Below are 19,017 nucleotides of genomic sequence, written 5' to 3'. Positions count from 1 at the left end.
ATGACCGATACAACGCCGCTCGCCTCAGCTCAAGCCCGGCTCCTGAATCGTCCTCGCGTTCGAACTCACGTTCCCTCGAGTTCGACGTCCTCGGGGACCACCTCGAAGTCGCGTACTTCGACAATCTCGCCGTTCATGCGCACTTCGACGCGGTACTGGCCCACCTCGAGAGGCTCGGGGGTCTCGCCGATATGCATCTCGGTGATTTCCAGCCCGTCGGGCGAAGCGCGAAAGCGTGTCTTGGCAATCTGCTCCAACTCGGGGCCGTGAAACCAGCGCGCGGTCAGGTGCGTGTCGCTGGCGGAGCCGCGCAGGGTGACGCCCACGTAGACCGTGTCGTCGGGATGAAAGGTTTTGGTCGGACGGGTGATCTCTTTTTCGGCGCTGATCGCGCTCCCCATGGCGACCCCGGCGACTTCGATATCGCCGCCCTCGCCCTGGCCGGCCTGGTCAGCCGCCTTCGACGGGGCGGCCCCCTCGTCGGCGTACTCCATGCCGAAGTCCGAGTCACAACCCCACGACACCATTGAGAGTGCGACAAGTGCGAGCGCTGCCAGAAACACCATCGCCCAACGCGCCTGCGAGCCCAAGCTTTGCGTGATTCTCATCGTCTCCTCCCTTCGTGGCCGAAAGCCAGACGTGACTACCGATACAAATGTGACCACGTATCGGTGCGTGTCATCGCTGGGAGGAAGCCGCCGGCTTACAACTCGACGTGGGCCCAGATGGGCAGGTGATCGCTGGCGATTTTGGTCAACGCGTTGCGCGGCACGCCGACCTTTTTGATGCCGTCGACGGGGTTGGACCAGATGCGATCGAGGTGGAACAGCGGTGCTTCGGCCGGGAAGGTCGACGGCCCGCGCGACTCGCCCAGGTAGCGCTCGAGGGCGGCGAAGTTGGCGCTGCCGCCAAACCATTCGTTGAAGTCGCCCATGACTACCGCCCCGCGGTGCTTGGGACGGCCGAAGAGCCAGTTGAGCAAGTCAGTGATCTGGCGGGCGCGCTCGTCGGAGTCGAGGCCCAGGTGGGTGCCGATGACGCGCACGATTTCGTCGCCGACCATCAACTCCGCCTCGAGCAGGCCGCGCTTGTCGCGCCCGGGGCGCGAAATGTCGATGCAGTTGACCTCATTGATCGGAAAGCGCGTCATCAGCGCGTTTCGGCGATAACAATAGCCGGCGTCCTCGTCGGGCACGGTGATGACCTGATGGCCCAGCGCCTGGGCGATATAGTCGAGGCGAGGCTGGTCGGTGCCGTCGACGCGCGCCATATCGGTCTCCTGCAGGGCGATGACGTCGGGCTCGAGCGGCGCCAGGACATCGACAATGCGTTGGGCGTCGGTCTTGCCGTCGCCGCCCTTCCAGTGCGCGACGTTGTAGGAGACGACTTTCAAGCGGATCGGGTCGACGCGGTCGGCGCGCAGGCGCGCATCGTCGTGCCAAGAGGGGTGGCGCACCGCGATGGGGCCGATGTCGGTGGAGAGCATCCCGCAGCCCGACGAGAGGGCGCCGACCCCTGCGGCCGCCCCGATCATGCCCCGGAGAAATCCGCGGCGTGAGAGTCCTTTCGATTTGGTGAGATCGTCGCCCATCTCTACCCTCGCCTTTGCGCGCTATCGCGATGCGTCGATATTTTTCAATGTGTCCGCCGTTAGTATACCGCCAACCACCGGTGTGATACCAGCCGCGGAAAATCGGCCGCCCATCGACTCCGAACTCGGCCGCTGGCAGGGGGTACCCCATGATCGACAATCGACGACCGACGCGCTTGGCCCTGATGGCCTGTCTGAGCACGCTCCTTTTGGCCGCGGGCCTGTGGGGGTGCAAGAGCGCGCCCGAAGAGGCCGGCGCCGAGAGCGAAGCCACCCAACAAGCCGTTGCCGAGCGCCGAGCACCCGCACGCTTCGAGGCGTTCGAACACCTGAACCAGCGCGCGCGCTGGTTTCCCGCCGATACCGAACTGGTCGCCGTTGCCGACGCGGCTTATCTGTGGGCCTTTTTCGGCGAACTCGTGCCTGCTGACGAAGGCGTCTCGGCTCGTGAGCGCGCCGCCGGGCTGCGCGAGCGTCTCTCCGAGGTGTTTCGCGACCGCATTCGCCTCGACCTGACCCAGGCAAACTCGGCGGTCATGGCCGCCAGCGAAAACCGCGTCGCCCTCATCTTCGACGGCCAATTCGAGCCGCCCCAGGGCGCCACGCAGCTCGAGATGAACGGCTACGAGGTCTTTCGGCTCGACCAACCCTTCGAGGGAGCGTTCGCCGGCGAGTTTCTGCAATTGATGGCCGGCCAGCTCGACCTGTGGATGGTCATGCTCGAGGAGCCTCGGGGTGTGGCTATCTTCGTCGACGAGATGGCCGTCGAGCGAGCGACCGCTCGGATGGCCCAGGGGGCCGAGTCGCTGGCCGACTCCGAGCGGCTGGCGAGTTTCGAGGCGCTCTTCGAGTTGACCGACAGGGGACGTCTGGTCGTGGCCGGCGCCGGCGCGCAGGCCGACGAAATGCCGACCACAGCCCCGGGCTCCGAGATGGGCGCGAGCGGCGTGGAGAGCGCCGACGAGGCCATATTGGCCTTCGGCCCATCGGTGCAGGCGAGCTTTCGGGGCTCGGCCGAGTCGCTCGACCAGATCGAAGACGAGGTCCAGCGAAACTTGGCGCGCCTGCAGTCGCAGTTTCGCGAGCTCGACCGCGTGGTGCCCGGCGAGACGCTCCTGGAAGCGTCGGCCGGCGCGATCGTCGCCTTCCTTGGAGAGAGCTATATCGACGCGCTGGACGTCTCGCGCCAAGGCGATGTGCTCAGCTACGCGCTCCCACTGCCGGAGAACCGCTCCTCGGCGGTGGTGGCCGCGGTGCTGGGGCTGGGGCTGACCGACTGGCTCGAGCAAGGAGTGCAGTTTGGGCGCGCGCTCGCTCCGACTAGCGAGCACTCAACGCAGTGAGCATGCGCCCTCCTCGGCGCAGCATCTCGTCGGCATATCGCACCAACAATTCGTTGGGCTCGGCCTCCGGACGGTCGTCGAACACCGCCTGGAGGCACTCCTCTTCACAACCGGGGCCGCGCCAGATGCAGCGCAGGATATAGGCGACCGCCGTCGACCGGCTGATGCCGGCGTTGCAATGACAGTAGACCACCCCGGCCTGGCGTAGCGACTCGGCGTGGCGGCGAATCAACTCCACATCCTCGCGCTTCGGCGGCCGAATCTCGGCGTCGGTGTCGTCGTAGGCGCCCGGGTCGGGGTTGAGGACGTCGTGAAACTCGAGGCGAAGGTGCAGTGGGTTGTCCTCTTCGAAGCCGTACGGCAACGGCCCATCCGGCGAGCCGATGGAGACGACCGCCGTGTTCGGCCCGAGCCGGATGACCTCCATATTGGCCTCCGGCAGCGAACGGGCCATGATCTTGGGGTGTCGGGGAACGTTCACCTTATCTCCGTGCAGTCATTTAAAATCCTGCGCCCGGCTTGGCCAAGAACTCTTCTTCTTCGGGCGTGTTCGGACGCCCGAGCACCTCGTTTCGGTGCGGGTAGCGTCCGAATTGCTCGATCACGTCGCGGTGGCGAACCGCGTAGTCGTAAAGCCCGTTCTCGCCGCCGGCAATCTCGGGGGCGATCTCGAGCAACTCACCGAACTTCTCGACCGACAGATTCTGAAGATGGATGTCCTCGGAGTGCTCGATGGGCAGGTAGAAGAAGCCGCGCTCGACCACGCCCAGCTCCAAATCGTGGCCCTTGTCGATGCCCTCGAGCGAGAGCTTGAGCGCCAGGAGATCTTGGCTCCACGAGCGCGGCGAGCCGCGAAAGAGGTTGCGCGAGAACTGGTCGAGCAAGATGATCAGCGCCAGGCGACCCCGCGGCGTCTCGGCCCAGTCATCGTACTCGCCGCGGATGGCCCGCTCGAGGTCCTCGGCAAACTGCTCTTCGATGCGCCGGTCGAAGGCGTCGTCTTTGATGAACCACTCTTTGCGAAACTCGGGCTCGCCTTCTTCGGGCACGTAGTCGCTGCCGAACCAGAAGTCGAGAATTTCTTGCTGCTTTTCCATCGTTATCTCCTTGAGACGAGGTTGTGTGTGAAGATCTTAGTGGCAAACCGAGCACACGTGAAGGAGGCAGTGCAGACGTGAGTGACCAACAAATCCATACGGAGAACCTCTTCAAGATCTTCGGCGCCGATGCCTCCGACCACTCGCCGCCCGCACGCACCTTCAAGCGGTATTTCCCCAACAGCCTCACGGTGCTGCGCATGGGGCTGGCGTTCGCGTTCCCGGCGATGCCCCAAGACTGGTGGCTCTGGGTGCTAGCCGTCGCTGCGCTGACCGAATGGCTCGACGGCGCGCTGAGCCGACTCTGGAGCGTCGAGAGCCAATTTGGGCGCATGCTCGATCCGGTCGCCGACAAGCTGTTCATCGTGGCGATGCTCTTCACCTTCGTGTGGCAAGGCTGGTTGAGCCTGCCGATCCTCGGTTTGATCGCCCTGCGAGACGTGACCGTGGCGGTGGCCTGCATCTTCATCCTCTTGTTCGGGGACCGCTCCGAGCTCAAGCGCATGGGGCCTCGCATCGTGGGCAAGCTCACCACGGCCTTGCAATTCGCCTTCCTGCTCACGCTGTTGATCTGGCGAGAGGTGCCTACCTGGTTGACCGTGCTGACCATCGCGTTCAGCGCCGTGGCCGCGGTCGACTATATCCAGTTCTACTCTCGGCATATCCGAGGCAACCCCGCCCCGACCAACACCGAGACAAACGACTGAATATCCACAACAAAACTTCACGCTACCGAACATGCGTTCAGTGCTGTATAGTGGTCCTCAGATAACGTCGTTTTTCCACTCGAAAGAGAGAGGACCATGGCAACACCACCGAATCAGAAGACCCCGGAAGCAACCAGCGAACCGCGCGATGCTCACGGTCGCGCAGCGGCGTCGTCGCGTCAGACGGGTGCGCTCGGCACCGGGCGCTACGAGCCGCGCGATTTGGCCGAGCTGATGCGCTACTGCAAGATCGTCGTCCAGAGCGACCTGTGCCCGCGCCACATCAAGTCTCCCGCCGACGCCATGCTGATCATCCAGCGCGGCGCGGAGTTGGGGCTGTCGGCGGTCAATGCGCTGCAAAACCTCAACGTCATCAACGGCAAGGTGACCATGCCGGCGGCGCTGGCCGTGGGCGTGGTCAAGGCGTCGGAGGCTTGCGAGTACTTTACCTGCATCGAGTCGACCGACGAGTACTCGACCTGGGAGACCAAGCGGCGCGGCAACCCGGAGCCGACGCGCTACACCTTCTCGAAGCACGACGCACAGGTCGCCGGGCTGTGGGGGAGCGGCACGTGGCGCAAGTACCCGCGAAACCTGCTCGCCGCGCGCGCCTCGATGAACCTGGCGCGCATGGAGTATCAGGACGTGTTGGTCGGCGTGTATACCCCCGAGGAGATGGAGGATGTCGACGAGCCGTCACGTCGGCCCTCCCCCGCGCCGTCTCGCTCCGAGCCTGCTCCCGAGCCTGCTGCGGCCCCCGAACCGGTCGCCGAGGCTCCGGCCGAGCAGACAGCCCCTGTCGATCCGACCGCCTCGGTGCACTGGAGCGAGCAGACCGTCGCGAGGCCGCGTGACAAGTCGCGCACCAAGAAGTGGCAAAAGCAAAACGAGCGCTTCCACGCGCTGATGCGCACGAACGACGTCGAAGAGCATTGCGACGCGTTCCGCGACCTCATGAAGGACCGCCACGACGTCGAATCTTGGACGCATATCCCGGCCGAGTTGTTGCAAAAGTGGTGCGACGTCATCGCCAAGCGCAGCGACGAGGTCGACGGCGAGGGTGACGAGGCGATGAGCGAGCGCGCCCGGTGGGTCGTCGAGAAGCTCGAGCAGCACGCCGAGCACGCCCAGAAGGATGGAGAGGCTGGAGAAGCCGACAATTCTTAAGAAAGAATCTGTTCGACGCGTGTGGCGACCCGCCTTCGAGACTCCTCGAAGCGCGGGTCGTCGCGCATCGGCCCGAAGATGGGGCAGTGGTCCAGCCACATCAGGTCGAGCAAGCCGGCGTCGACGGCCGCGGCGACCTGGTCGACGGCTTCGTCGTAGTGCCCCACCGTGGCGAAGCTCTCGGCGGTGAGCTGGTGGACCATGATGCGGAATCGGCTCCCCTCGACGCTTCCGGCCATCGCCTCGCGATGGAACGCCAAGTGGGCCTCGGTCACCTCGCCGGTGCGCACCGCCTGGCGGCGATATTCACACATAAACCGAATGGGCGGACTCTCGGCGGTGACCGGGCGCGTCTCTCCCTCGGCGAGCCATTGAGGGTCGTCGCGCCAAGCATCGGTGCGGGTGCGAGCGGCCTCGCGCACGTTGAGCTTGGTCTCGCCGTCGACCTCCAGGGCGAGCAGCCGGTCGACCTCGTCCCACTCCCCTTGGAGCGCGTAGATGTTGACCATGTCCCAGCGAGCCTTCGTCAGGTACGGGTTGAGCTCGAGGGCGGTGCGCAGGTGGTGGAGCGCGGCGTCGAGCGGGCCGATTTCGCGCAAGAGCCGGCCGAGCATGTCGTGCGCGTCGGCGTTTGACGGGGCGGCGGCGATGGCCTTGCGAAGCTCGGCGAGCGCGGCGCGGTAGTCGAGGCGGTCGAAGTGGACGCGCGCCAGCGCCAGACGCGGCTCGGGGCGCTCGGGGGTGATGTCGAGGGCGCGGTTGGCGTACTCGAGCGCGGCGGCGAAGTGCCGGTCTTGGTCGCGGCCCGCGTAGAAGGTGGCGCGGGCGTGGGCCAGCGCGGCGCCCGACAAGATGCGCGGGTCGTCGGCGGTCTTGGCGAGCGCCTGCTCGAAGAGGTTGACCGCCCCGTTGACGTCGCCGAACCAACTGGCGTGCAGCTCGTGGCGCGCCTTCAGATACAGGTCGATGGCGCTCGAGTCGGCCGCGACCGGCTGCGGAGTGGCCAACTTGTCGGCGGTGAGCGCGTCGACGATGGCGCGCGAGGCGTCCTCGCTGATGTCGAAGAGGTCGGCCGACGTGCCCTTGAAGCGTTTGGCCCAGATCTGGAAGCCGTCTTCGACCGAGACCAGCCCCACGCGCACTCGCAGACGGTCGCCGGAGCGTCGCACCGAGCCGTCGACGATGACGTGCACGCCGAGCTCGTCGCCGATTTCACGCGGCGACAGGTCGGTCTGCTTGTAGCGCATCACGGCCCCGCGGGGGCGCACCTTGAGCGACTGGCTCATCGACAGCTCGTCGATGAGGTCTTCGGTGAGGCCGTCGGCCACGTAGACGTCGTCCTCGGCGCCGCCGTGGCGAAACGGGAGCACCGCCACGGCTTTGGTCGCGTCTCGTCTGATAGCATTGGGTTTAGCCGCATCCGGTCTGGTCGAATAGGTCGGCCGCGAGTCGAGGCGCGCGAAGTCGCTCGGTGATTGGACGGGCTGGCTCGTGTGGAAGTCGCGCAAAAAGTCGCCCCGCGCCCAGATCGGTGACTGCGCGTCGGGGGTCGAGGTCGGCGTCTCGCGGCTTATCGGCTTGCCTTCGAAGGCCGCCTCGAGGGCCTCGATGAGCGCCTCGACGGTGGCGAAGCGCTCCTCGCGGTCTTTCGCCAGACATCGGTCGATGACCTGCACGAGCTCGTCGGCCACGTCCTCGCGGTAGTCGCGCAGGTCGGGAGCCTCCTCGACGAGCCGCGCGAGCGCGGTCGAGATGGGGGTGTTGCCCACGAAGGGAAGCTTTCCGGTGAGCATCTCGAAGAACATGATCCCGAGCGCGTAAATGTCGGCGCGCCCGTCGAGCTCGACGTCGCCCTGGACCTGCTCGGGGGCCATATAGGCGGGCGTGCCCAACGGGACGCCCTCGCCGGTCAGGCGCTCGGTGCGCTGGGTGGCGCGCGCGATGCCGAAATCGGTGAGCACCACGCGTCCGCTCTTGGCGACGATGACGTTTTGGGGTTTGAGATCGCGGTGGACGACGCCCACGGCGTGTGCCGAGGCCAGGGCGTGGCAAATCGGGCGCGCCAACGCCATGAAGCGCTCGACCGACAGCCGGCCCTTGCGCTCGAGCACGCAGCCGAGGTCGTCGCCCTCGACAAACTCCATGGTCAGGTACGGGATATTGCCGCACATGCCCAGATCGAAGGTGCGCGCCACGTTGTGGTGGGTGACGCGACGGGCCAGGCGCACCTCGGCGCGGAAGCGCTCGACGGCCTTCTCGTTGTCGACCAGCTCCTTTTTGAGCGTCTTGAGCGCCACAATCTCGTCGAGCTCGAGGTCGCGCGCCTTGTAGACGTTGCCCATGCCCCCCTGCCCCAACAAGGCGACGAGCCGGTAGCGCCCGTCGACGACGTGGGCGCCGGTCTGGTTGGTGGCCAGCTGTTGACGCGGCGGCTCGCGTGAGTCGCTCGGGCTGCTCTCGGGGCCGTCGCCCAAGACCATCGTGGCGGCGAGGGCTTCGGCGGACTCGTCGCCTTGCAGGTGCGTCGAGGCCGACGAACCCGGGAGTTTTGAGCTGTCGTCGCTCATGGTGATGCGTCTCGTAAGGCTGAGGTCCGTGGGGGCGTTTCGTTGCCGGGCGAGTGTAACGACTTCGTCGATGAACTCAAAGCCGCATCGGTACGAGTGCTTCCAGCTCTCGCTTACGAGGGCAAGATGCCCACGCACCGAACGGACCACCGGTGCGAGTGCTTCCAGCTCTCGCTTACGAGGGCAAGATGCCCACGCACCGAACGGACCATCGGTGCGAGTGCTTCCAGCTCTCGCTTACGAGGGCAAGATGCCCACGCACCGAACGGACCATCGGTGCGAGTGCTTCCAGCTCTCGCTTACGAGGGCAAGATGCCCACGCACCGAACGGACCACCGGTGCGAGTGCTTCCAGCTCTCGCTTACGAGGGCAAGATGCCCACGCACCGAACGGACCACCGGTGCGAGTGCTTCCAGCTCTCGCTTACGAGGGCAAGATGCCCACGCACCGAACGGACCATCGGTACGAGTGCTTCCAGCTCTCGCTCCTTTTCGCTCGCGTAGAAAGCGCGTCGTAGCCGACGGCGCCCGTTCTCGCGGCATCAAAGCCACGACAGTTCACTACGGAAGACGTCCAAGACGTGTCGAAGCTCGGCCCAGCGCTACGACGCACGTTCTACGCCGCCCAAGAGCCTCACCGACCGCTACGATAGGCGTTCTACGCCGCCCCAAGCCTCGCCGACAGCTACGATAGGCGTTCTACGCTCCCCCAAGCCTCGCCAACCGCTACGACAGGCGATCTACGCCGCTCAAAAGCCTCGCCGACCACTACGACGCGCGTTCTACGCCGCTCAAAGGCATCTCCGAGCCCCCCTCCCCCAGCAAAAACAGGGACAAAAGCGCCGCCAACAAGGCAATTAAACCGCATATAAACAAGTGAACCAGACGAAGCGCGCAAAATATGCAAACGCCCCATATTTGCGCATATTTTTCGCAAGACCAACATCTCACGAGATCGCTCGAACCCGCATAAAACCTAACCAAAGCACGCACAACGGTGGCCAGCGGTCCATTTAACACGTTTTTGAACATTTCATTAAAATATCACACTCCTGTGACGATGAAATGGGCGAGCCGGGCCCCCGACGAACGGACGACCCAATCAATCGAAGAGACACGGACCAAGGGATGAGCAACGAGAGCACATCGATCACGCTGCCAGACGAGCTGAGCGCCCCGCCCCTCGCCGAGTATGCCTGCGCCGAGAACGTTCACGCCGACCATGAGGAGGTCTGAAGATGGCCAAGATTCTAGTCGTCGACGACTCGCGCTCCCTGCGCCAGATGGTCTGCTTCACGCTGCGTGAGGCGGGCTACGACATCATGGAGGCGACCAACGGCGTCGAGGCGCTCGAGGTGGCCGAGGCGGAATCGGCCGACCTGGTGCTCACGGACGTAAATATGCCCCAGATGGACGGGATCACGCTGGTGGGCAAGCTGCGCGAGCTTAGCTCGTATCGGTTCACGCCCATCCTGATCCTGACGACCGAGTCGACCACCGACATGAAGATGAAGGGCAAGCAAGCCGGGGCGACCGGCTGGCTGGTCAAGCCCTTCGATCCGGACAAGCTACTGGCGACCATCCAGCGGGTGCTGAGGTAAGACACGATGAACCAACGACAAGCAACCTCCACCGACCCTGCCCCCGACGAGGCCGCCCAGGCGGGCGCGACGCCCACGGCGCGCGCGGCGAGAAGCAGCGGCTCGAGCTCCATTCGAGTGAGCATCGACTGGGTGATGACCAGCTCGCCGGCGATATCGAGCTTTTTTGATGCCCTATTGGATCACGCACGGGAACACTCAAATGAGTATCACCACCACACCGCACCCCGAACGCGCCGAGCTCACCAACAAGGGGCGGCAACGCTCCGACTTATCACAATCGACCACGAGTAGTCGCGGCAGGGTGCTGGTCGCCGAGGACACCCCGTCGGAGCGCATGGTGCTGCGACGCCTGATCGAGCGCGAGGGCTTCGAGGTCGTCGAGGCCACTGACGGGGTCGAGGCGCTCGAGCTGTTCGCGAAGCATCGCTTCGATCTGGTGCTGCTCGACGGGATGATGCCCCGGCGAAACGGCTTCGAGATCGTCGGCGAGATCAAGGAGATGAGCGGAGAGCGCTTCGTGCCGGTTATCTTCGTGACGGGCATGGACCACGAGGACGCGCTGATCGCGTGCATCGAGCACGGCGGCGACGACGTGATCACCAAGCCGTTCAGCCACCCGATGCTGCGCGCCAAGATCGGCGCGATGGAGCGCATCCGCGACCTTTACCGAGAGCGGCTGCAGTTGTCGCGACGCATCGCCCACGACAGCGCGATGGCCCAACAGATCTACGAGCGGGCGATCTTTTCGGGCAATATCGCCGTCGACCGGTTGCAGACCTGGTTTGCCCCGGCCGAGTTGTTCAGCGGCGACGTCATGCTCAGCGCCTTTCGGCCCGACGGAGGCCTCGACTTGTTGCTGGGCGACTTCACCGGCCACGGCATGGCCGCGGCCATCGGGGCGCTGCCGGTGGCCGATACCTTCCGCCACCTGAGCAGCCGCGGCGCCTCGCCCGCGGCGATCATGGAGGCGATCGACGAGCGCGTCCACGCCATCCTGCCCGTCGAGATGTTCTTCTCGGCGTGTTTCGTGTCGCTGAGCGCCAAGCTCGACCACGTCGACGTGTGGAACGCGGGCATGCCCGACGTGCTGGTCGTCGACCGCGACGGCGACAAGATCAAAGCCCGGGCGACGTCGCGCCAGATCGCCCTGGGCATCCAGCCCATTGGGCGAGATCCGTCGCGCGAGGCGGTCGTCGAGCGCATCCCCGTGCATCGGGGCGACCGCGTGGTGATGTATACCGACGGCGTGATCGAGGCGGCGAACGAGTACGACGAATTCTTCGGCCAAGCACGTCTCGAGTCGGCCATCGTCGAGGCCAGATCGGCGGTCGACATCTGCGACCATATCGAGCGCCGCGTCACAAGCTTTCAAGCCGGTCGCGCGCGCGACGATATCGGGCTGGTCGTGCTGGGGTGCGAGCCGTGGGCGGTACGCGAGACGTCGGTGTCGACGGCGGGCCCGGAGCGCGCGGCCCAGACAGGTGAACGCTGGCAGTGGCAGCGGCTGGTCCGCGGGGTGGCGCTCGCCCGCACCGATCCGGTCGCCGAGGCGCTCGAGAGCTTCCAGGCCGAGTCGGGCGCCGAGGGATGCCGCGAGGAGCTAAGCGTGGTCGAGTGTATCGTCAACGAGTTGTACTCCAACGCGGTCAATCACGGGGTGCTGGGCATCAGCGGGGGCCTACGTAGCACCGCGGACGGGTTTGCACGCTACTACGCCACGCGCAAGCGACGCCTCTCCGAGCTCGACGGTGGGTGGGTGCAACTGTCGATGAGTTGGGAGGCCGCCCACGACCACGGCGGCAAGTTGCGAGTCGTCGTCGAGGACAGCGGCAACGGCTTCGATTACCGGCGTCTGGACCGACACAAGACGAGCATGTCCCCGGGCCAGCACGGCCTGACGCTGGTGCGCGAGCTGTGCGACACGCTGCGCTTTTCGCGCGGGGGACGCCGCGTCGAGGCGACCTACTGGTACGAGTGCGAGTGCGATCACGCCAGCTAACGGCATCTCGCCCGAACGCGCGCCCTCCACTTTCGCTCCCTTGCCGCGTGCGCACCTCGGGCGGTGACCCATACTTCCCACCTTTTCGCTAAACGAATGCGACGAGCGTGTCGATGGGGACTGTGAGTCGGGTCTGAACACCCGATGCACATTAGCCTCTACTCACATCGATGGGCGCGACGCATGAACACTTCTAGCCAGCCGGTGACTCTGCCGGAGCAACTCGGGCTCGCACAGGTCGACGAGCTGCACGCACACCTCGTCGACTTGCTCGAAACCACCCACGAGATCGTCTTCGACGCGGGCGCGGTCGACAGGCTCGACGCCGCCGGCGTGCAGTTGCTGTGCGCCGCCGCTCGAGCCACGCAACAAGCCGGTGGGTCGGTGAGCTGGCGCGCCGTCTCGCCCGCTCTGGTGCGCGCCGCCGAGCAGCTCGGGCTGAGCGAGGCTCTGTTGCTGCCGACCGAAGATGCCTCCGAGAACACAAGTGATTCCCCCACCGGAGATACTGACAAATGGCCAAGATACTAGTCGTCGACGATTCCCGCTCCCTGCGCCAGATGGTCTGCTTCACGCTGCGTGAAGCCGGCTACGACATTGTCGAGGCGACCAACGGCGTCGAAGCGCTCGAAGCCGCCAAGGCGGAATCGACCGACCTGGTGCTCTCGGACGTCAACATGCCCGAGATGGACGGCATCACTCTGGTGGGCGAGCTGCGCAAGCTGGGCTCGTACCGATTCACGCCCATCCTGATGCTGACGACCGAATCGACCACGGACATGAAGATGAAGGGGAAGCAAGCCGGGGCGACCGGCTGGCTGGTCAAGCCCTTCGATCCGGACAAGCTGCTGGCGACCATCAAGCGCGTGTTGAGGTAAGCACGATGAGCATCGACCTATCGAAATTCGTCGAGACATACCTCGACGAGACGGGCGAACGCCTCGAGTTCATCGAGGCGCAGCTGCTGTCGATCGACACAGCCGACGCGCTCGACGCCGAGACCGTCAACGCAATCTTCCGGGCGGCCCACTCCATCAAGGGAGGAGCAGGCACGTTCGGGTTCACCGCCGTGTCCGACTTCACCCACCTGGTGGAGACGCTGCTCGACGAGATCCGCGCCGGCCAGCGCGAGTTCAGCGCGGAGATCGTCGATTTGCTCCTGGAGTCGAAAGACGTCATCGCCGGCATGATTCGCGCGGCGCGCGACGGCGGGGTGTTCGACGCCGACACGGTCGCCCACGTGCGCGAGGAGCTCGAGCGACTCGTGGGAGGCAGCCACGAAGAGACCGCTGGAGCGCAAGCAGCAGACGGCGAAGACGCCCAGGCGGCGGCGTGGCGGATTCGCTTCGCGCCCTACCCTCACCTGATGGAGTTCGGCAACGACCCGTTGCGCATGTTCGAGGTGCTCTCGGAGATGGGCGACCTGGAGGTCGAGGCGGACGTCAGCGGCCTGCCCTCGCTCGACGAACTCAATGCGCGCGAGATGCATACGCGTTGGACTCTGACGCTGCGTGCAGACGTCGAGCACAACGAAATCGCCGAGCTGTTCGAATGGGTCGAAGATGACTGCGACCTGAGTATCGAGCGCGCCGAGGAAGTCGAAGACGAGTCGCGACATATCGAGGAGGTCGAAGACGAGCCGACGAAGGCATCGGCCCCGGCCGAGACGCCGACGGCGGCAGGCCGGTCGACCGGCGGACGGAGCGCCGCAAGCTCGGGGTCGATTCGGGTGAGCATCGACAAGATCGACAGCCTCATCAATATCGCCGGCGAGTTGGTCATCACCCAGTCGATGCTCGACCAGACGAGCACGGACATGGAGGAGCACGGCGTCGACCTGCTCGAGAAGCTCCGTGACGGCCTGGCCCAACTGGAACGCAACACCCGCGAGCTGCAAGAGGGTGTCATGCGCATTCGCATGGTGCCGATCAGCTTCGCGTTCAACCGGGTGCCCCGGCTGGTGCACGACCTGAGCGCCAAATTCGGCAAGCAGATCGACCTCGGGATCAACGGCGAGCAGACCGAGCTGGACAAGACGGTCATGGAGAAGCTGGGCGATCCTCTGGTCCACCTGGTGCGAAACGCCATCGACCACGGCATCGAGACGCCCGAGGAGCGCCTGGCCGCAGGCAAGCCGGCGGTGGGCACCATCGAGCTGAGCGCGTTTCACGAAGGCGGCAAGATCGTCGTCGAGATCAAAGACGACGGCGCCGGGCTGAACACCGAGGCGATTGTGGCAAAGGCCCGCGCGGCGGGCGTGCTGACCGACTCGGACAGCGTCACCGACGCGCAGGCAGGCGAGCTCATCTTCCACCCGGGCCTGTCGACCGCCAGCGAGGTGAGCGACGTCAGTGGCCGCGGGGTAGGCATGGACGTGGTGCGCCGCAATATCAACTCGCTGGGCGGGTCGGTGACCGTGGACTCGAAGCGCGGTCAGGGCACGACCTTCACCATACGGCTGCCGCTGACCCTGGCCATCCTCGACGGACAACTCGTGCAGGTGGGCGAGCAGGTCTACGTGGTGCCGCTGTTGTCCATCGTCGAGAGCCTGCAGCCGCGCGACGAGTTCATCAAGAGCCTGTCGGGTTCGCGGGGCATCTACAAGCTCCGCGACGAGTATATCCCGGTCATTCGGGTCCACGAGGTCTTCGACGTCGACCACGAGTGCGAGGAGTTGACCGAGGGGCTGTTGGTCGTGGTCGAAAACGGCAAGCAGCGCGCCGGGCTCTTCGTCGACGACCTGCTCGGCCAGCAGCAGGTCGTCATCAAGAGCCTCGAAGAGAACTTCAAGCGCGTCGAGGGCGTCTCGGGCGCCACCATTCTAGGCGACGGCACGGTCGCTCTCATTCTGGACATCGGGGGATTGATGCGGCTGGGCCGCAACCAGGCCCGCGCCAATATCGCAACCGCCAACACCGCTGCCACTGCATAGGAGACAACACCGATGACGATTGCAACCTACGACAACGCGCTCGACGAGCCTGCCGCCGAGGCGGCGGTGACCGAGCAATACCTGACCTTCGTGCTCGATGGGGAAGAGTACGGCGTCGACATCCTGAGGGTGCGCGAGATCAAGGGCTGGCAGAAGACCACGCCCATCCCCAACACCCCCGAGTACCTCAAAGGGGTCATCAATATGCGCGGCACGATCGTGCCCATCATCGACCTGCGCGAGCGCTTCGGGCTCGAGAAGGTCGAGTACGGCCCCACCACGGTGGTGATCGTGCTCAAGGTCATCAGCGGCGAGCGCGACCGCACCATGGGCATCGTAGTCGACGCGGTGAGCGACACCTATCAGATCTCGGCCGACCAGGTGCAGCCAGCGCCCGAGTTCGGCGGCGCCATCAGCGTGGAGTTTCTGCGCGGGCTGGCCACCGTCGACGAGCAGATGATCATCCTGCTCGACATCGACCACCTGCTCAATTCCGGCGAGCTCAAGGTGATGGAGCGCGCCGCGCAGTCCGTCGCCGAAGAGTAAGTCTCTAAACAACCAGTGCACCACCGTTCACTATAAACGCAGCGCGAATTCTCGAGGAGAACAATAAATGTCGAAGAATGATAAAGCGTCGAAGTCTGATGAGCTCAACAAGGAAATCGAAGAGCAGGCCGTGGCCGACGAGGCCGCGCAGATGGCGGAGGACTTCGACGACGCCAACAGTGTCGAGGAGTTGGCAGCCGCGCGCCGCCAGCTTGCCATCCAGCAGTCGGCGATGGTGGGCACGGCCACCAGCCTGGTGACCTGCGACGAGGACTTCAACCTGACGTTTGTCAACGGGGCGGCCGTCGAGATGTTCAAGCGCCGCGAGGAGGACCTGCGCTCGCGCTTCCCCGACTTCGACGCCGACAATCTGGTGGGTCGGTCGATCGATATTTTCCACCGCACTCCCCAGCATGTGCGCGACCTGATCAGCGACCCGAGCAACCTGCCGTACAGCACCGAGATCAAGGTCGGCGAGGCCGAGTTCGAGCTGATCGCCACGGCGCTGCTCGACGAGAACGGCGAGTGGGCGGGCAACCTGCTGCAGTGGACCGACGTGACCGACGAGCGCGACGCGCTGCGCCAGATGGGCCGGCTCATCGACGGCGCGGTCACCGGCGAGCTCGACCGTCGCCTCGAAGTCGACCGTTACGACGGCGCGATGCGCCGGTTGAGTGAGAGCGTCAATGAGTTGATGGACGCGGTCGTCGCGCCGACGCGGGCCTGCAAGAACGTCATGCAAGAGCTGGCCGGCGGGGACCTGACCACGCGGATGCACGGCGAGTTCGGCGGCGAGTTCGCCGAGCTGAGCGACGCGGTCAACGCGACGGCCCAGCGCCTGCAGGAAGTGGTCACTCGCATCCGCGACTACTCGCACGCCATCGGCTCGTCGGCCGCCGAGATCAGCCAGGGCAACACCGACCTGAGCCAGCGCACCGAAGAGCAAGCCGCCAACCTCGAGGAGACCGCCTCGTCGATGGAGGAGTTCGCCTCTACCATCAACCAGACCGCCGACAACGCCGTCAAAGCCAACCAGTTGGCCGACGGAGCCCGCGACAAGGCCGAAAATGGCGGCACGGTGGTGCGCGACGCGGTCGAGGCGATGGCCGAGATCAACGAGGCGAGCACCAAAATCGCCGACATCATCGGGGTCATCGACGAGATCGCCTTCCAGACCAACCTGTTGGCGCTCAACGCCGCAGTCGAAGCGGCGCGTGCCGGCGAGCACGGACGCGGCTTCGCGGTCGTCGCCCAGGAAGTGCGCAACCTCGCCCAGCGAAGCGCCACGGCCGCCAAGGAGATCAAGGCGCTCATCAAGGACAGCGTGCGCAAGGTCGAGGACGGCACCGACCTGGTCAACGCCTCGGGCGAGACGCTCGGCGAGATCGTCCAGGCGGTCAAACAGGTCAACGACATCATCAGCGAGATCGCGGCGGCCAGCCAGCAGCAGTCGGCAGGCGTCGAGCAGATCAACCAGGCGGTCGCCCAGCTCGACGAGGTCACCCAGCAGAACGCCGCGTTGGTCGAGGAGACCGCGGCGGCGAGTGTGTCGGCGAGCGACACCGTCGAGGAGTTGCGACGCTTGCTCGAGTTCTTCCACGTCGGTGAGCAGCTGGGTGGGGAGCCGGGATACGGGAACGGGTATGCGAACGGGAACGGGCGCGGGAACGGGCACGGGCACGGCTTAGGGCACGGGCACGGCTTCGGTCACGGGCACGGCTTCGGTCACGGTGACGGGCACGGCTTCGGTCACGGTCACGGGTACGTGAACGGGAACGGGAACGGGCGCATGCGTGCGAACGGCGCCAACGGTCACGCGCCGATGATGAAGGCGCCGTCGAAGATGGACGAGAGCCACTGGGACGAGTTCTAAGCCGGACTTAGTCCCGATTGATTCACCCCGCCGGGCCTCGTGCCCGGCGGGAACCCTCGACACCCAGAAAGAGCCACCATGAGCCTTACCAAAGCCAGAGCCGACCAGCCCTTCGTGGAGCGCATGGACCGCGAGTTTGTCTTCACCGACGAAGACTTCGCTGCGCTGCGCGCCTCCATTCGGCGTCACGCGGGCATCTCGATGTCCGACGCCAAGCGAAACCTGGTGTATAGCCGGTTGGCCCGACGGCTGCGAGAGTTGAACTTGAACCGGTTTGCGGATTATCGGCGCTACCTGGAGGCGACCCCCGACGAGGTCGAGCATTTCGTCAACGCGCTGACTACCAACCGCACGGACTTCTTTCGTGAGGCGCACCACTTCGACCACCTGACCGAGTTGCTGCAAGCCAAGGTCAAGCCGGGCAAGCGCTTTCGGATCTGGTCGGCGGCCTGCTCGACCGGTGAAGAGCCCTACACCATCGCGATGACCGTGCGCGAGAGCCTGTCGGCGAGGCAGGCCGAGCGCGTCGAGATCGTCGCCTCGGATATCGACACCAACGCGTTGAGCCGAGGCGTCGAGGGCGTCTATGCGCTGCGGGCGGCCGAACGCGCCGGTGAGGATCGCCTGGCCCGGTGGTTCTTGCGAGGAAGCGGCCCCTTCGAGGGCAAAGTACGGGTCAAACAAGAGCTTCGCGACATGATCTCGTTCGGCTCGATGAACCTGCTCGAGCCGTGGAGTTGGGACGAGCCGTTCGACGCCATCTTCTGCCGCAACGTGGCCATCTACTTCGACAAAGAGACCCAAACTCGCCTCTTCTCACACCTGGGCGAGGCGTTGGTCCCCAACGGCCATCTGTATATCGGCCACTCCGAGTCGCTGTTCGCCCTGGCCCACACCTTCGAGCACCAGGGAAAGACGATCTATCGCAAACGCGGAGGCTCGAATGACCAACGCTGAACGCAGCGCTTCGAAGCCGCCGGCGGCGCTGGGCTTCGACCATATCCGTCGGCGCTGGGATGCGCGCCTCGACGAATGGGTCGCCGACCTGTTGCCCGGAGACTATTACGTGACGAGCCACCGCGAGTGGCTGCTGACCCGGCTGGGAAGCTGCATCGCGGTGTGCGTGAACGATCCGGTCGTCGGCGTCGGAGGCATGAACCACTTCATGTTGCCTCATGCCAGCGAATCGACCCTGACGCCGGTCTCTGAATCGGCGCGCTACGGAGCGTATGCCATGGAGCAGTTGATCAACTCGATGCTCAAGCTGGGCGCCCGGCGCGACCGCCTGGAGCTCAAGATTTTCGGCGGCGCGCGAATGCTGTCGAGCCTGGGGGATGTGGGCCGGCGCAATATCAGCTTCATTCGCCAGTTCGCCCAGCTCGAGGGGCTGCGGGTGACCGCTCAGGACGTCGGCGGCGACCAAGGCCGCCGGGTGATGTACTCGCCCAAGAGCGGCCGAGCGTTCGTGCGCAAGCTCGAGGCGATCGAGCGCAAGGACGTGGCCGCCAACGAAACCGCCTATCACCGCCAGATCGACCGCGAGCCGGTCGGTGGTGATGTCGACCTCTTTTGAATGATTGTTTGTTTTTGTG

17 protein-coding genes are annotated in these 19,017 nt (G+C 65.3%); 12 read left to right on the top strand and 5 right to left on the bottom strand.

Annotated features, from left to right (window positions below; translation table 11 throughout):
* Positions 1-65 precede the first annotated feature (65 nt).
* Both FIV42_RS23470 and FIV42_RS23465 read right to left on the bottom strand, forming a co-directional pair.
* Positions 66-608, bottom strand: a complete 543-nt coding sequence (locus FIV42_RS23470; protein WP_141200048.1) for a hypothetical protein — start codon at positions 606-608, stop codon at positions 66-68.
* Between the two features lie 95 nt (positions 609-703).
* Complete coding sequence (locus tag FIV42_RS23465; RefSeq protein ID WP_141200047.1) at positions 704-1,591, bottom strand: endonuclease/exonuclease/phosphatase family protein; 888 nt, start codon at positions 1,589-1,591, stop codon at positions 704-706.
* Positions 1,592-1,740: 149 nt separating this feature from the next.
* On the opposite strand from FIV42_RS23465, the gene FIV42_RS23460 reads away from it, so the two are divergent.
* The gene (locus FIV42_RS23460; protein ID WP_141200046.1) at positions 1,741-2,934 is read left to right on the top strand and encodes a hypothetical protein; all 1,194 of its coding nucleotides are present in this window, start codon (positions 1,741-1,743) and stop codon (positions 2,932-2,934) included.
* On the opposite strand, the gene FIV42_RS23455 is transcribed toward FIV42_RS23460, so the two are convergent.
* Entirely contained in the window at positions 2,912-3,415 is a 504-nt protein-coding gene (locus FIV42_RS23455) for a hypothetical protein (protein ID WP_141200045.1), read from the bottom strand. The two genes, FIV42_RS23460 and FIV42_RS23455, sit on opposite strands and share 23 nt — an antisense overlap.
* A gap of 19 nt (positions 3,416-3,434) precedes the next feature.
* Positions 3,435-4,031, bottom strand: coding sequence for a DUF924 family protein (locus FIV42_RS23450; protein WP_141200044.1), 597 nt, complete (start codon positions 4,029-4,031; stop codon positions 3,435-3,437).
* Positions 4,032-4,108: 77 nt separating this feature from the next.
* Here FIV42_RS23450 and FIV42_RS23445 point away from each other — a divergent pair, with 77 nt between their 5' ends.
* Complete coding sequence (locus tag FIV42_RS23445) at positions 4,109-4,738, top strand: CDP-alcohol phosphatidyltransferase family protein (protein WP_141200043.1); 630 nt, start codon at positions 4,109-4,111, stop codon at positions 4,736-4,738.
* A 96-nt stretch (positions 4,739-4,834) separates the two neighbouring features.
* Positions 4,835-5,905 carry a hypothetical protein gene (locus tag FIV42_RS23440; RefSeq protein WP_141200042.1) on the top strand — a complete coding sequence of 357 codons (1,071 nt, stop codon included), beginning with the start codon at positions 4,835-4,837 and terminating at the stop codon, positions 5,903-5,905.
* On the opposite strand, the gene FIV42_RS23435 is transcribed toward FIV42_RS23440, so the two are convergent.
* Positions 5,902-8,472: a protein kinase domain-containing protein gene (locus FIV42_RS23435; protein WP_141200041.1), complete on the bottom strand. Its 2,571-nt coding sequence runs from the start codon at positions 8,470-8,472 to the stop codon at positions 5,902-5,904. The genes FIV42_RS23440 and FIV42_RS23435 overlap by 4 nt on opposite strands.
* A gap of 1,237 nt (positions 8,473-9,709) precedes the next feature.
* Here FIV42_RS23435 and FIV42_RS23430 point away from each other — a divergent pair.
* The 9 genes from FIV42_RS23430 (at position 9,710) to FIV42_RS23390 (ending at position 18,998) form a co-directional block, all read left to right on the top strand.
* On the top strand, positions 9,710-10,072 hold the full coding sequence (locus FIV42_RS23430; protein ID WP_141200040.1) for a response regulator: 363 nt from the start codon (positions 9,710-9,712) through the stop codon (positions 10,070-10,072).
* Between the two features lie 202 nt (positions 10,073-10,274).
* Positions 10,275-12,074: an ATP-binding SpoIIE family protein phosphatase gene (locus FIV42_RS23425; protein ID WP_168210888.1), complete on the top strand. Its 1,800-nt coding sequence runs from the start codon at positions 10,275-10,277 to the stop codon at positions 12,072-12,074.
* A 183-nt stretch (positions 12,075-12,257) separates the two neighbouring features.
* The gene (locus tag FIV42_RS23420; RefSeq protein WP_168210887.1) at positions 12,258-12,605 is read left to right on the top strand and encodes an STAS domain-containing protein; all 348 of its coding nucleotides are present in this window, start codon (positions 12,258-12,260) and stop codon (positions 12,603-12,605) included.
* Positions 12,590-12,952, top strand: a complete 363-nt coding sequence (locus FIV42_RS23415) for a response regulator (RefSeq protein ID WP_141200037.1) — start codon at positions 12,590-12,592, stop codon at positions 12,950-12,952. Before FIV42_RS23420 ends, FIV42_RS23415 begins: the two co-directional genes overlap by 16 nt.
* Positions 12,953-12,957: 5 nt before the next feature.
* Positions 12,958-15,006, top strand: a complete 2,049-nt coding sequence (locus FIV42_RS23410) for a chemotaxis protein CheA (RefSeq protein WP_141200036.1) — start codon at positions 12,958-12,960, stop codon at positions 15,004-15,006.
* A gap of 12 nt (positions 15,007-15,018) precedes the next feature.
* Positions 15,019-15,552, top strand: coding sequence for a chemotaxis protein CheW (locus FIV42_RS23405; protein ID WP_141200035.1), 534 nt, complete (start codon positions 15,019-15,021; stop codon positions 15,550-15,552).
* 67 nt (positions 15,553-15,619) lie between these two features.
* The gene (locus FIV42_RS30955) at positions 15,620-17,425 is read left to right on the top strand and encodes a methyl-accepting chemotaxis protein (RefSeq protein ID WP_141200034.1); all 1,806 of its coding nucleotides are present in this window, start codon (positions 15,620-15,622) and stop codon (positions 17,423-17,425) included.
* 78 nt (positions 17,426-17,503) lie between these two features.
* Complete coding sequence (locus FIV42_RS23395) at positions 17,504-18,382, top strand: CheR family methyltransferase (RefSeq protein WP_222615300.1); 879 nt, start codon at positions 17,504-17,506, stop codon at positions 18,380-18,382.
* Positions 18,369-18,998: a chemoreceptor glutamine deamidase CheD gene (locus FIV42_RS23390; RefSeq protein WP_141200033.1), complete on the top strand. Its 630-nt coding sequence runs from the start codon at positions 18,369-18,371 to the stop codon at positions 18,996-18,998. The genes FIV42_RS23395 and FIV42_RS23390 overlap by 14 nt, the downstream gene beginning before the upstream one ends.
* Positions 18,999-19,017: the final 19 nt, after the last annotated feature.

Source organism: Persicimonas caeni (assembly GCF_006517175.1).
GTDB lineage: Bacteria > Myxococcota_A > Bradymonadia > Bradymonadales > Bradymonadaceae > Persicimonas > Persicimonas caeni.
The sequence above is the reverse complement of the archived record's forward strand: the minus strand, read 5'-3'. Positions and strand labels throughout refer to the sequence as shown.

Coding starts and splice junctions, on each gene's coding strand:
- FIV42_RS23470 (WP_141200048.1), bottom strand. CDS start 608: ATGAGAATCACGCAAAGCTTGGGCTCGCAGGCGCGTTGGGCGATGGTG.
- FIV42_RS23465 (WP_141200047.1), bottom strand. CDS start 1,591: ATGGGCGACGATCTCACCAAATCGAAAGGACTCTCACGCCGCGGATTT.
- FIV42_RS23460 (WP_141200046.1), top strand. CDS start 1,741: ATGATCGACAATCGACGACCGACGCGCTTGGCCCTGATGGCCTGTCTG.
- FIV42_RS23450 (WP_141200044.1), bottom strand. CDS start 4,031: ATGGAAAAGCAGCAAGAAATTCTCGACTTCTGGTTCGGCAGCGACTAC.
- FIV42_RS23440 (WP_141200042.1), top strand. CDS start 4,835: ATGGCAACACCACCGAATCAGAAGACCCCGGAAGCAACCAGCGAACCG.
- FIV42_RS23435 (WP_141200041.1), bottom strand. CDS start 8,472: ATGAGCGACGACAGCTCAAAACTCCCGGGTTCGTCGGCCTCGACGCAC.
- FIV42_RS23430 (WP_141200040.1), top strand. CDS start 9,710: ATGGCCAAGATTCTAGTCGTCGACGACTCGCGCTCCCTGCGCCAGATG.
- FIV42_RS23425 (WP_168210888.1), top strand. CDS start 10,275: ATGAGTATCACCACCACACCGCACCCCGAACGCGCCGAGCTCACCAAC.
- FIV42_RS23420 (WP_168210887.1), top strand. CDS start 12,258: ATGAACACTTCTAGCCAGCCGGTGACTCTGCCGGAGCAACTCGGGCTC.
- FIV42_RS23415 (WP_141200037.1), top strand. CDS start 12,590: ATGGCCAAGATACTAGTCGTCGACGATTCCCGCTCCCTGCGCCAGATG.
- FIV42_RS23410 (WP_141200036.1), top strand. CDS start 12,958: ATGAGCATCGACCTATCGAAATTCGTCGAGACATACCTCGACGAGACG.
- FIV42_RS23405 (WP_141200035.1), top strand. CDS start 15,019: ATGACGATTGCAACCTACGACAACGCGCTCGACGAGCCTGCCGCCGAG.
- FIV42_RS30955 (WP_141200034.1), top strand. CDS start 15,620: ATGTCGAAGAATGATAAAGCGTCGAAGTCTGATGAGCTCAACAAGGAA.
- FIV42_RS23395 (WP_222615300.1), top strand. CDS start 17,504: ATGAGCCTTACCAAAGCCAGAGCCGACCAGCCCTTCGTGGAGCGCATG.
- FIV42_RS23390 (WP_141200033.1), top strand. CDS start 18,369: ATGACCAACGCTGAACGCAGCGCTTCGAAGCCGCCGGCGGCGCTGGGC.